The sequence below is a fragment of the Maribacter ulvicola genome (genome assembly GCF_900155985.1).
In the GTDB taxonomy this organism is placed as follows: domain Bacteria; phylum Bacteroidota; class Bacteroidia; order Flavobacteriales; family Flavobacteriaceae; genus Maribacter; species Maribacter ulvicola.
The window spans coordinates 159,816-174,524 of the sequence record NZ_FTMA01000006.1; the positions used below are offsets into that span (position 1 = coordinate 159,816).

Genomic DNA, 14,709 nt, shown 5'->3' on the forward strand with positions numbered 1-14,709 from the left:
TTTTATTACGTTATAAAGTTATTTGTAGACCCAAACTATACGTTTTATTAATTGGAATGCCTGCACCTGAAGAAATTTCAGGATCGTATTCTTTAATAGTACTATAAAGAAAGAATAAATTGGTCCCATTAAAATAGAGCTTAGCTTGTTTTACTCCAACGGTCTGCAATGCGGTTTGCGGTAGGTTATAGGATATATTCAAATTCTTTAACCTTGCAAAACCTGCCTTTTGCAACCAAAAACTGGAAGTTTGAAAGTTGGGATTACCATTAGTTCCCCATCTAGTAAATCTTGGGAATTTTCCATCTGGATTATCTACAGGATCGAAAGCATCGTTCCAATGCGCCCAACCACCTTCACTTATTACATCAAAATAAAACCTACCATTATCAGGAACTACTCTCTCATGCCCTTCAAACCCTTGAACGAAAGCGTTAAAACTAAAATCCTTATACGTAAAACCTAAGGTAATACCATAATTAATTGGAGGAGAACTATACTGTCCAATTACATCTCTATCATTCCTATCTATGACGCCATCTGGTGTATTTCCTTGGGGATCTTCTGTAGAATTACCTCTAATATCCTCATAAATTAAACTACCTATATATGGTGTTTGGTTCTCAAAAGTGTACCCCGTTGCAATTAACTCATCTAATTGAGATTGGGTCCTGACCATACCTATATTTCTGTATCCAAAAATTCTGCCGGTATTAGTACCTAACTGACGCTCATAGTCTCTTAAAGCATCACTTTCATCAAAAGTGGTCACTCTGTTTTTTGAATAGCCGATATTGGCACCTATATTATAGGAAACATTACCAATTTTATTTTTATAATTGGTTAAGACCTCAAACCCTTCTACATCTACTGCTCCATAATTTTCCGGGGGCAAACCTGTACCGATCAATACGGGCACGGTAGATTGCCTTGGTCCAAATAGATTTGATCTTTTATTCTTAAATACTTCAACCGTGGTACTTAGTCTATTCTGAAGAAACTCAAAGTCTGCCCCAATATTGAAACTTTTTGTTTTATCCCAAGTTAAACCAGTAGACGCTATACCACGACTTACAATAGTTGTATTTAAATTGTTTCCATTTCCAAACACGGTACTACCGCTGGCCTGAAATCCTTCAAGATAAGAAAACGTACTAGTTACAGCATCACTACCTGTTAGACCTAAAGACGCCCTTATCTTAAAAAAGTCTATGAAATCTAAATTATCATTAAAAAAACTTTCTTCACTTACTATCCAAGCTGTAGAAACCGAAGGAAAAAAACCATAGCGATTTTCTTCTTCGAATCTTACAGACCCATCATATCTAAAGGATCCATTTATAAAGTATTTATTTTTAAATGTATAACCTAGTGTACCTATATAGGATAATCTGCCTTCTTCAAATTCAGAACCGTTACCATTTCTATCTTCTGCGTCATTTGATGTAGCAAAAAGTTGCTGAATTTCTGTAGTAAGTAAGTTTCGTCTTCTTACCCAAAAGAAATCGCTATCGGCCTCCCACTGTTCATAAATAAACCCTGCTTTAATATTATGGTCCCCAACCGTATAATCATAGTTAAGACGTGCATTTAACTGATATGATATAACTGTATTATTATCCTTATAAATAGAATTTCCGTCAGAACCACCTTCTAGCCTAGTTCTAGTACCGGTAATTTCATCTGTTAACAGAAATTGATTATTAGGGTCTGCAGCAAAGAAATATGATGTATGTGGCTTTCTAAAAGTAGTGTTCGTGTTGATATTTTTACGATTATTATACGTAATTCCGGCAGAAAGCCCTTTTAAAAACGGCACCTTATAATCTATATCTACGGTATAGTTGAGAAGATTCGTTTTTCTTGTTCTATCCCCAGCGCCAGCTTGATCCATATAATCACCTATATGAAATGCATTAAAGTTGGCCACTGGTAGACCATTAATATATGTAGGTGCCCAGTTTCCTCTTCTACCGGCCTGTCTATACCCATCGAATAAATTATCGTTATTCGAGTCAAATGGCCAATAATATTGATAATCATTATCTGTAGCCAACGAAGAAGTCAAAGAAATTTTCAAATTCTCGGACAGCTTAACACCTATATTCGCTCTTAAATTAGATTTATTGTAATTTAATTTTTTAAGTGATCCAGATTCATCGATATAAGACCCTGCAATAAAATAATCTACAACATCGCTAGCTCCGCTAATATTGGCAGTATAATTTTTCACTAACGGGTCAATTTCTACGTCGTTGAGAAAATTTGGAAATGGATTATTTTTTAAATACTCAAGCTCTACATCTGAAATGGGCACTGTACCATGTTGCGAGTTAGGTATTAATGGGTCTGACCCTGCTCTAACCGCTTGGTTAATTAGTAATGAATGTTCATAAGCAGTGGTATGCTGAACATCACGGCTGACCTTAGATGTACCTATAGATGTATTAAAGGTCAATACTGGCTTACCTGGTTGGCCACGCTTAGTAGTAACCAATATTACACCGTTAGACGCCCTGGCTCCATAGACCGCTGATGCTGCGGCATCTTTTAAAACAGAAACACTTTCTACTTCGTTAACACCTAACAAATCAAACAATTCTTTCGTTGCTATCACATTATCAATTACGTATAATGGCGCAGACGACCCCTGTAGAGGACCAGTTGTAGCCCCTCTAATACTAATTCCCGCCGTTGTACCGGGTCTACCCCCTGCACTAGAAATGGAAACACCTGCCAATCTACCTGCAATTGCATTACTTAACGATGTTGCCGGTATATCTTGTAATTCTTCTGTGCTTACCGAAGCAACAGCGCTTGTTAAGTTCCTTTTTATCTCCGTGCCATAGCCTACAACTACAACCTCATCTAACCCATCAGCGCTTTCTTGCAAAACCACGTTAAGGTTCTTTTGATTCTTTATTGCAACTTCTTTAGCTGCAAAACCAATATAGGAAATGGTTAAAATGGCTTCTTCATTAGAAACCGCTAAAGAAAAATTACCATCAAAATCTGCTTGGGTACCATTGGTAGTGCCCTTTTCCAAAATATTGGCTCCTGGCAAAGGCGTACCATCAATATCTACAACGGTTCCACTAATAGTATGCTGCTGTTTTTGCTTAGCAGAATTATGTATGGGAGGGTCTTTTAATTCTATTTTTGGTTTTTCTTTTTTTAGAATAATCTGTCTATCAATAGTTTTGAAAGTGATATGGGTACCTTGGAACAAATTGGTCAAGATTTTTTCAATTCTCTGGTTTTTGACATGTATAGAAACTAGCCTTTCTTTATCTATGACATCCTGGTTCCCCAAAAACTTAAATTCACTTTTGGCTTCAATTTCCTTAAATACCTTCATTACCCCTACCGATTCTAAATCCAAAGTGATTTTGGTATTTTGAGAATAAGTATTAGCCTGAATTCTAAAAAGGACTAATATTAAAAAAAGAGTGGTCAACTTCATTTTTAAACTGATATTGGGAAATAATACTGAACATATCATTCCCAAACGAATAATATTTTTATTCATACTTTTGTATACGTTTTTGTGGTTATTTAATTAATCACCTTTTACTATCGGGATATGTTGGAGCATATTCCGATTTTTTTTTGAGGTGAGGTTAAGAGATTATTATACTCATAGGCATCTGGTTTTAGGGTTGGTTAATTATAATTTCATCGCCTTTTCTAGTATAAGAAAACGGGATACTACTCTGAAAATACGTCATTACCTGCTCTATAGTTTCTGTATCGAACTTTGCAAAAAACTGTTGATTATCTAAAGCTTTATAGTTGTTAGTAATAGCAACATCATAATGCCTTTCCAGTACTTTTATAATTTCCTTAAAAGGCCTTACCTGAAATATAATTTTACCATTGACCCAAGACGTATATTCATGTATATCTACCTCGGTAATATTCATATTAGCTATAGATTTGTTCCATGAGGCCATTTGCCCTGGTTCCAGCACATAATTTTCTACTTCCTTTTTTTGGGAGCCGGACTTATATAATTCAACGGAACCCTCAACTAATACCGCACTTACCGCTTTATCATCTGTATACGAACTCACATCAAATTTAGTACCTAGCACACGAATGTCAATTTCGCTTGTACTCACTATAAATGAGTTACTCTTACTTTCACTCACTTCAAAAAAGGCCTCTCCCGTCAAATAAACCTTTCTTACCCCATCTTTTAAGAATTTAACCGGGTACTTAAACGTTGTTCCTGAATTCATATGGACTACAGTACTATCTGACAAAACTAGTTTCATTTTTTTGCCATAAGGAACTATCAATTCATTGTATTTAAGTTTTTTATCCGTAGCTGCGTAAGCACTTTCGCTAACAACCCCTGTATAGTTTAATTGAGCACCTTTTTGCTGACCTATTACATTGCCTTTATCATCTAAAATATCAATTGTACTATGTTCATCAATAACTTGAATATCTCCATTATCCTGCCTTATGGTGATAGTATTCTCATCAATGTCCACTCCATTAAACCTACTGGAAATAAAAAACATTAAAGAACTTAAACCTATAAGTCCCACAAAAATTGCTGCTCTTTTGTACCATGTATTGTACACTCTTTTTTTAGCATATGTTCTATTTTCAAGTGCTTTCAACAATGTTAAATATTCCTTATCCAAATCTACCTCTTGCAAGCCTAAGTTTATTTGATAGTGGCTTTTTACGATATCTTCAAACTTTAAGCGGTTTTTTTCTTTTTGCAACCAAACCTTTAATTGTTCAATTTCCAGTTCATTAATGGAATCACTTAAATATTTATCTATTACTTTTTTCACCCTTACATTTTAGCAATTAACAACACCATAGATTACAGTATTCAAACTGTAAACGAATAGAAAATACAAAACCCTTAAAAAAAATTAAAAAAAAGTACATATTTGCATAAATCAAACCTATTTTTCACAATTACCTTATAATAGAAGAAGGCTTTTAGAATCAATATGCAGAAGGAAGAAGATTTCGAACAAATTTTCAAGCAACTTTACGGTCCATTGCTTGCTTACACTAAAACTCTTACCAATAACCATGATCAAGCTAAGGATATAGTTCAAAATTGTTTTATTAAACTCTGGCAAAAACATCCTGATCTTGTAGAAAATAAATCTGTCAAGAATTTCCTTTATACCACAGCTTATAACAACTTTATTGATTTATACCGAAAAGATAAACGAAACCATAAAATCTTTGATGAGCTTAAATACAAAACAGCGAAAGAGAGCCTAAATGACGACGTAAACTATATAGAACCTAGAATTAAAAAATTAAATATGGTGATCAACCAATTACCACCAAAATGCAAAGAGATATTACTGCTCAATAAAAAAAACGGATTAAAATATAAAGAAATTGCACTTAAACTAAATATTTCTGAAAAAACGGTAGAAAGCCAAATGAGAATAGCCTTTAAAAAAATTAGACAAGAATTTAAAAAAGACCAAAAGCTTTTCTACGTTATTATTAGAAAAATTTCCACTAATCTTGGTTAATATTAATACCCACTATATAAAACTAGAATTGTCTCGTAAAATTTAATTTATATCAATAATAGGTTCTTTACCACAGCTAGAAATAATATCTATAATTGAATCATCTAAAAAACGTTGAACGGAAAAAACATAAAGTAGTTCTTTAATAAAATAGCGATCTCTTTTTTTAATACATCTAAAACAAATATGCGCTTACCCTAGCAATATTTACTATGTTTTGTTCTAAATAATATTCTACGCCTGAACAATTCAATGACGAAATATACTACAGGCATTAAACCTATAATACTGTTGACCCAAGAGTGTCAGTTATTTTAATTATATCAATAAAATACAGGATGGTACAGGATAGAAATACAGTTTTCAAGTTATACTTTTAGCTATAATTTTTGATACAAAAACTGCGGTTGTTTACTCTTTTAGAGTTTCCTTTTTTATAGTATGTAAGTCTTGCGCGCCATATACTAACCAAAGAAAAACAATGCTCTAACCGTCTACCCAAAAAACGAAACAAAATGCTTTATCGATCTATAATAAAATTTACACTTACAATATTTCTTTTTTCTTTATCCACAGATTTTTTATACACACAGCAAGACAATAATTTGAAGTCTAAAAAAAATAATGTAACGCAACCTTGGACACGCTGGTGGTGGATGGGTAGTGCCGTAGACTCTATAAACCTAAAACGAAATTTGATCGATTTAAAGAAAGTAGGTTTTGGAGGAGTAGAAATCGCACCTATTTACGGAGTTAAAGGAGAGGAGCAAAATTTTATTGATTTTCTTTCTCCAAAATGGTTGCGAATGTTGGATTACACCATTTTTATTGCAGATAGTCTAAATATGCAGGTAGATTTAACCTTAGGAACCGGTTGGCCCTATGGAGGTCCACAGGTAACTACTGAGTTTGCCGCTACCTCCCTAAAAACAAAAACTTATACTATAAACGAAGGGCAATCCTTAGCTAAACATATACTTCTTAAAGAAGGGGAAGAAAACAGTACCGAGCAATTAAAATATCTTTTAGCATATGGCAACAAAGGCACTTACCTTAACTTAACACATTTACTTAAAGACAATTATATTAACTGGAAAGCAAAAAGGGAAGACTTTACTATATATGCTATTTTTATAGGTAAGACCGGGCAAAAAGTAAAACGGGCAGCTCCTGGAGGAGATGGATTTACCTTAGATCATTTTTCAAAAGACGCATTAAACACTTACCTAAAACCATTTACTAATGCTTTAAATGGATACGAAGGGAAAATACGAGCTGTTTTTAATGATAGCTTTGAAGTATACGGAAGTAATTTTACCCCTGATTTTTTCGATAATTTCATGAAATACAGAGGCTATGATCTAAAAATGTATTTACCACTATTACTAAGTAAAGAATACAATGAAATAAGTAATAGAGTAAAAAGTGATTACCGAGAAACCATTTCAGATTTACTATTATTTGACTTTAACAGACCATGGACCACCTGGGCACATGATAAAGGTTACAAATCACGCTTGCAAGCACATGGATCGCCCGGTAACTTAATAGACCTCTATGCTTCAGCAGATATTCCAGAATCTGAAACTTTCGGAGCCATGCCTTATGATATACCCGGATTGCGCAGAGAAAAAGAGGATAGTAGACCGGGAGATGCCGATCCGGTGATGATTAAATTCTCTTCTTCTGCTGCCCATATTTCTGGGAAGCCCTTAACTTCTTCTGAAACCTTTACTTGGTTAAGAGATCACTTTAAAACTGCAGTATCTCAATGCAAACCAGAAGTAGAAGACCTATTCATCAACGGAGTTAATCACGTATTTTTACACGGCACTACTTATTCTCCTCAGCGAGCTCAATGGCCTGGATGGAAATTTTATGCCTCGGTAAATTTCAACTCTAACTTGGCACCTACAGGAGACCATAAAGAATTATTATCTTATATAACCAACTGCCAATCCTTTTTACAGGCTGGACGGCCCGACAACGATATACTTTTATATTGGCCCGTTTATGATGTATGGAATAGCCATTTAGGCGCAAGCCTCTCTTATCCCTTTAAGATACACTCTTTAAAAGAATGGCTTTATGACACCTCATTTTATAAGAGCGCAAAAAGTTTGATGGAGAGTGGATATGGACTGGATTTTATTTCGGACGCTTTTATAAAGGAAGCTAAATTTGAAAATGGCGCCATTGTATTACCCGGAGGGAGCTACAAAAGTCTCATCATCCCAGACTGTCAGTATATGCCATTAGTTACTTTAGAGAAATTGATAGCGCTTAAAAAAGAAGGTGCCTCTATAATTTTTAAAAACCTACCAACTTCAGTACCCGGTTTTAACGATTATAAAACCCAAAATGCCCGCTTTTCTCAACTAATGGAAGTGAATAAAGCCCTTATTAATCCTATAGAAAAATTAGAACTTAATCTAAGTAAAGCAAACGTATTTCCAGAAAAATTGATGAATACCGGACTTAAATACATAAGAAGAGATATTGACGGTGATAAGACCTATTACTTAATTAACCATACGTCAACAGAAGTAAATAAGTTCGTACCTATTAATGGTCGCTATCAAGAAGTATACATTATAGATCCCAATACCTTAGTTAATGGAAGAGCCAAGATAAAAAAGGAAAAATCCTTAACATGGGTAAAAGTACAAATGAAACCTGGTGAATCTCTCGTTTTAAGTACTAAAAAAGGAGTATCCAATAGAGATTGGGAATATTACAAAGTTATAGGGCAGCCATATGAAATTTTTGGAGACTGGAACCTAACCTTTCTAAAAGGCGGCCCAACATTACCACAGAACAATAAAATTTCGGTTCTTGGTTCTTGGACAGAATTAAGTAAGAAGGCCGAAAGTTTTTCTGGTTCTGCCAAGTACGAAATAGCATTTGATAATCCGGATTTAGAGGTAGAACATTGGTTGTTGAATTTGGGCGATGTCAGAGAAAGTGCAAAAGTCTGGATCAATGACATCTACGTTGGAGCGCTCTGGGCCAACCCATTTGCTATATCTGTTGGTCCACTAAAGAGAGGGAAGAACACAATTACCTTAGAGGTAACCAATCTCCCCGCCAACAGAATACGGAAAAAGGAATTAATGGGAGAGGAATGGAAAGTTTTTTATGAAATAAACATGGTAAACATGAACTATAAAAAATTCGATGCTACCAAGTGGCAGCCTATGCCCTCTGGTCTATTAGGTCCTGTAACATTAACTCCTATAAAAATCAATAAAACCACATTTAAACATTAAAACACTGAATTAAATTTTCCTTTATTTATTATGAAATATTACGGTAGACAGTTAGCAGCGACCCTACCGTTAATGTTTCAATGCTTAAATCTTAACATTTAATTTTACAAGATATTTTTATTCATATGAGAGAAAAAAAAACTACTTTCAGATTGATTTTAGGTATAGATAATCTATTTCAGCCTATATAAGCTTGGTCCACCTTGTACACCAATTTTTTTGTTTCCGGTTAACTCTAATAAGTTCATTTGGTGTATTTTTCTTCTAAAATTCCTTCTGTCCAACTCTTCGCCCAAAATGTTCTCATACAGATCTTGCAGCTCTTTTAAGGTAAACATTTCTGGAAGTAACTCACCAAAAATAAGTTTGTCTCTCAAATTTGACTTCAGAGCATCAAGTGCGTCATTAAGTAAAGTGGAATGGTCAAAAGCTAATTTCGGCAATGATTCGTTTATTGCATGCCATTTTACTTCTGAAATATGATTTTTTGGTATTACCGGATGGTTTTCAGGTTTTACCAATGCGTAATAACAAACGGTCACAACTCTTTTTGTTGGATGTCTATTTACATCACTATAAGTTTTAACCTGTTGTTTATGAAGATTGGTGATCCCTGTTAATTGATGCAATACAAAATCTACAGATTCAACCAAGGTCTGCCCTTCTTCCATGATACCTCCAGGAAGAAGCCATCTATTCTTAAACGGTTGAATGGACCTTTTAACCAAGAGAATTTTTAGCTGATTTTCATGAAATCCAAACACAGCACAATCAACCGTCATTGAACATTCGTATGAAGACTCTTTTATTGTAGGAGAAATAGGTCTAACTGTCATTTAGTATAATATGATTCATTGTTCAGTTTACATGTAATTCTTTTTAAACGCTTAAAATATTATTCCTATGTAAACATAAAATTCAATTCTAAAATTTAATATCTCTAGTTTTCGACAAACATTTTATTTTGCATAAAACATCTGGCATTCTTAAACCTTTAATGCTCACAAAAATATTCGATACCAACAAAAATAAATATTTCAGCGGAGAACCTATTATTAAACAGGTTTTAAACTTTATTGACTACATGATAACTTGTTAATACGCTTAGAACTTCAGGGCAATCCTACAAAGTAATTAATTGAAATTTAGATTTCGACATAAGGACAAGAGCATTTAAATGTTGATCAATAAATAAAAGAGTTGTTATGAGAAGTATTCCATATGGTAATTTCACGCTTTGAAGAAAGCTAGAAAGGTGTTAAAAATTAGCTCAAGGATAAACAACGGAACAGCAGTAAACATCACTCTAGGTGTTACGTACCCCCTAAAATTAAAATATATAAGACTTAAAATAATCTAATATATTGTTAAAACTCAAAGAACTAGATAATTGAAATATCACCAAAATATGCAAGAATTCAAGGCAACTAAAAAATCTATACAAAAATACCTTAAGAACAATTTACAGTATACTATAGTGACACCAAATTAAGTTTAATTAGTTCTTAACTACTCCATCTTTATATTTAAAAAGGTGCCTACAAAATATCCATAATTAGTTTTCATTCATAACCTTTATCCATCTATTCCATTTTTTAAAAAGTGATGATCAATGATGTTTATACCCTTTAAAAAAAGTAAATGAATCATGCTTTTTAATCCCGTAATAGTTCCAGAATGGATCAAAAAATTAATTCATAAATTAATGCTAAAGTGCTTCTTATTACTCTATATTTTAATTTTTTAGCAGTAATTTAATTTTCCATCGTGAATAGTTGTTAGTAGTATACTATCACTTCTTACTTAAAAGCAAGGAAGTTCTTGGTATACTCCTCGGGCTTTCTCTAAAGTGCTATGCCATACATATTTTATGCAAAAAAGGGTTGAGCCCATTATAGAGGTCAACCCTTTATCAACAATCCTATTACAACAGAGGCAAGTAATTTAAATATTACGTTACTTTACCTTCAAATGATTAGGATTCTTATTCATTAATAACAACCCTATAATTCAGGCAATATTATCCTATTTGCAGGATTTTATTGAATTATACATTTTCAGGAACAATATACGGGTATCGATATCTTCTAGTAAGCATTAAATCTGCCGCTTCATTATCAATAAAATTTTCAAACTCTCCATTGAATCTTAAAGTTTCACCTGTTTTGTAGGCTATGTTCGCAATTAAAGGTAACACTGTAGACATATGACCTACTTCAACATCACAATTTATATCCAATCGGTTTCCAGATTTCACTCCCGTAATAAAATTGGCAAAATGCCCATCACTGTCCGGAGCAGTCCTAAAGGAAGTATCACCACCAACAGCTGCACCATCAGCCATTCCCGATCCGGCAAATGGCTCTTTTTCAGAACCTTTATATGCTTTCCAAGTACTACCATTAATCTCTAACCAACCTTCAGTACCATAAAACATATTTCCAATTTTAATATTGCCATTAGATTCTCCGTTCGTATATCTACCACGCGTTTCAAATTCAAGTATTTTACCGTCCTCATATTCAAAAGTAGAGATTTGCGTATTCGGTGTTTCTTGAGAACACTCTTCTTTGGTTATTCCAAAAATGCCGCCCATGGATTGTACTTTAACAGGGTGAACATTTTTGTTCAATCCCCAACGTGCTACATCAAATTGGTGTGGACCTTGATTACCGGTATCTCCGTTACCTGTATCCCAGTGCCAGTGCCAGTTATAGTGTCCCTTTTTTTCATTATATGGTCTATAATTGGCAGGTCCTAGCCACTTATCATAGTCCAAAGAGGAAGGAGGGGTACTATCAGCAACTCTTCCAAAAGAATTACGTGGCTTAAAACAGGTACCTCTGGCCATAAATACTTCACCAATACCGCCGTTATGTAAAAAATCCATTGCCTGCATCACATTACTTATAGAACGGTTCTGAAAGCCAACTTGCACTACCCTATTATATTTTCTGGCCGCCTCTACCATTTTTCTACCTTCCCAAACATTATGTGAACTGGGCTTTTCCACATAAACGTGTTTGCCGGCCTGGGTTGCCCAAATTGTAGAAAGGGCATGCCAATGGTTTGGGGCAGCTATTACTACCGCATCTATATCTTTATCATCGAAAACATTACGCATATCAGTTTCCGTCTTTGGAGCTTTTCCTCCTTGATTGTTGGTCGCCAATTGAACACGCTCATTAAATAAAGAAGAATCTACATCACATAGTGTTTTTACAAATACCCCTTTGTCATGCATTTTGGTAAAACTGTCCAAAAGCCCCTTACCTCGGCCTCGGATCCCAACAGAACCAAGAATTACCCTGTCATTTGCTCCTAAAATATTACTGTAAGATTTTGCTGGAAATGCAAATGAGCCCAAAGCAACACCTGTTGCGCCCAAGGTTGTTTTTTTAATGAAACTTCGTCTATCCTTCATAATTAAATAGTATTTGATTATTTATTTGAAAACTCGTTAAATTCTTTATTCAGTCTTACCTCGTCCAGTAATTTGCTAGCTACAACAATTCTATGCTTAAATGTTTTACTTTCTCCTTTGTTCAGTTTAAAATTAAGAACGTTCTTTCCTTTACTAAACACTGATTGACCTAATGGGTTAGCCGCGAATAAGCCATACCCTCTGGTATGCCAATAAGTTGGGTAACCTATGTTCTCTGAATGATCTACAATGGCCAATGATATATGCTCTCCATTAATGTTAGATGTTAAGTTCACCCAACGCGCTCTTTTACCCCAAGTGTCTTCCCCTTCTACTCCTTCACTATTTACGTACTTGCCCTTAACCTTTTCATTATTTAAAACGGGTACACCAGTTGGTATACCGTTTACATCGGTAAAAATGGTTGGTTTATTTGAGGGATGCTCTAGTTCACGCCTTACCCGGACGCCTAAAAGCCCTTCTTTATTGTCCTTAAATAAAACATCCTCTTTGGCCGTTAGTTTGGTAATTCTATCCAGTGTATATATGTCCCCTTTGTTCTCTACAATAAATGTGGTGTTTTCTACCATTAAAGTTTTTTGTTCAGGGGATAGCCACTCCATAGTTACCTCTAACAAGGCTGTATTCTTATTTTCAACAATTTTATTGATTTTCTTATGCACTATAGTACCATACAATTCCTTCTTATCAGTGGCAATTGAGTCTGAATTATTCCAAAAATCTAAGCCATTAACATCACCATAATTGAACCATACTCCTACATGGTGAGGATGATCAACGCGTTCTCCAGAAGATTGTTCCATTGGAAATCTCCTTGTGATTTTGGTTCCTTGAGGTGTCACCAAGGGATATAAAACAGGCTTTTTTATATTTTTAGGATACCGGTATGAAGTGAACAACTTACCCTTTATAAGAATATCTACCCTTTGTTCTTTACCGTTATCTATTATTTGAATGTTTTCTTGCTTTGGAACATCCTGAGCTTCATTTAAGTATTTTTTTGAATTCTCGTTTTTGCATGATATCAGGAAGAAACCTGAGGCTATCATCGCCATAAATAAATTCGGTTGGATCAGTCTTGACATAGTACTATGAATTTTAGTTGTTGTTATCATTATAGTATTCACTTCTAATTATACTTTTCTTTAGAACATACCTCACGTAATAGCTATAGACGTAACTTATATTTTCAGAATTTTATCTTCTAACATGACCTCACTAGTTTAACAGTTATCCATTTTTGAAAATCATAGTTATAGTGCATTTAAAGCATCTATGAATACCCTTAAAAGTAGTATCCAGAGTAAAATATATACCCATAAAAGGTTTTGATGCATTACTTATATCATCTTAAAAATAAACTGCTATTTAATTTCTATTGGAATAATTGCTTTTTGATATTTCATTTGAGGCAAATTATTCTATTAACAAAAAATTTGTTCAAGTTTCCAACTTTGCTTTTTATTTAATAATGCCTAAATGATAATTTTCAATATTCTTCTATTATTAAATTAAACTAGTTGACTTCAACTAATTATTGTAGCTAATTAAAACACAGTATCACCTTCTTTTTTTAGTGCGTCATTTCTACACGAAAAACAAAAATAGATTATAAACATTCATTTCAAATAATTTAACTTGCATTTAACATTTTCTAGATTTTAATACTCAAATATGATAACCTTAACATACTACGGCTTATATAATAGCATACAAAATGAAGTTGCAGTAATAGATGAAATAAGAAAATTTTAATAAATAGCTCCAATAAGCTTTTAATATAAAGTAGTAATAAGTGCAGTTTTCACTAGTAAATACAGGCACTTTTAAAGTGAATGACATCTGCTCAGGTAATTGCTTTTTCTAACATATATATATATGGCTTGTCCTTTTTTATCAATAATGAAACCGTCTATTGTTGTAACGAGTATTCTGAAGTAGAAATGTAATCTCTATAAATTAAAACCAATTTTGAATTAGATGATTGACTTCAAACTTTCACTTGTAATATTTTGTGTACCTATAACACAATTAAGATAGTTTCTCTAATTTAAAAATATATTATCCCTGCCGTTATAAGAATAGATTTACCATACAATTTTTGCTGAACAGTTTAACTCAGATATAAGGTATAATAGTAATTACTAGAGAGAAAGGGTTAAATATATAATACAAGAGGCATGACAGTACAGGATAGTAATTTATAAAAATATTAAGAGTATTGTTAAGAATAATTAATTAAAGCAAATCTTAAAAAATCATATTGTCATAAATGATACCGATTATTCATTTATTCAAAAACACATACAACAAGAATCAACAAATAAGCTAACTCTAAAAACAAAACCTATGGATTAAGTAAACTAGTAATCATTTTATCACCTAAGCCAAAAAATACAATATCGGAAAATGCTCGAACATTTCCCGACATTGAAAAGTGATCGATTTAAAAAATTAACCACCCAAAAACACA

At 33.5% G+C, this 14,709-nt stretch carries 7 protein-coding genes; 2 read left to right on the forward strand and 5 right to left on the reverse strand.

All coding sequences use genetic code 11. The features are described from left to right. Window positions 1–10 precede the first annotated feature (10 nt). Together BW936_RS15150 and BW936_RS15155 are read right to left on the reverse strand one after the other, a co-directional pair. Window positions 11–3,529, reverse strand: coding sequence for a TonB-dependent receptor (locus BW936_RS15150; RefSeq protein ID WP_084182103.1), 3,519 nt, complete (start codon window positions 3,527–3,529; stop codon window positions 11–13). A gap of 124 nt (window positions 3,530–3,653) precedes the next feature. Continuing rightward, entirely contained in the window at window positions 3,654–4,811 is a 1,158-nt protein-coding gene (locus BW936_RS15155; protein WP_076549686.1) for a FecR family protein, read from the reverse strand. Window positions 4,812–4,976: 165 nt separating this feature from the next. Between BW936_RS15155 and BW936_RS15160 the strand changes: the two genes are divergently transcribed. Together BW936_RS15160 and BW936_RS15165 are read left to right on the forward strand one after the other, a co-directional pair. After that, window positions 4,977–5,522, forward strand: a complete 546-nt coding sequence (locus tag BW936_RS15160) for an RNA polymerase sigma factor (protein ID WP_076549688.1) — start codon at window positions 4,977–4,979, stop codon at window positions 5,520–5,522. 605 nt (window positions 5,523–6,127) lie between these two features. Further along, window positions 6,128–8,791, forward strand: coding sequence for a glycosyl hydrolase (locus BW936_RS15165; protein ID WP_244156241.1), 2,664 nt, complete (start codon window positions 6,128–6,130; stop codon window positions 8,789–8,791). A gap of 173 nt (window positions 8,792–8,964) precedes the next feature. Here the strand turns inward: BW936_RS15165 and BW936_RS15170 are convergent, their stop codons facing one another. The 3 genes from BW936_RS15170 to BW936_RS15180 form a co-directional block, all read right to left on the reverse strand. Continuing rightward, window positions 8,965–9,627, reverse strand: coding sequence for an NUDIX hydrolase (locus tag BW936_RS15170; RefSeq protein WP_076549692.1), 663 nt, complete (start codon window positions 9,625–9,627; stop codon window positions 8,965–8,967). 1,211 nt (window positions 9,628–10,838) lie between these two features. After that, a complete protein-coding gene (locus BW936_RS15175; RefSeq protein ID WP_076549694.1) occupies window positions 10,839–12,215 on the reverse strand; it encodes a Gfo/Idh/MocA family protein in 1,377 nt (458 codons plus the stop codon). Window positions 12,216–12,232: 17 nt separating this feature from the next. Further along, window positions 12,233–13,321: a DUF6807 domain-containing protein gene (locus BW936_RS15180; RefSeq protein WP_208611132.1), complete on the reverse strand. Its 1,089-nt coding sequence runs from the start codon at window positions 13,319–13,321 to the stop codon at window positions 12,233–12,235. Window positions 13,322–14,709: the final 1,388 nt, after the last annotated feature.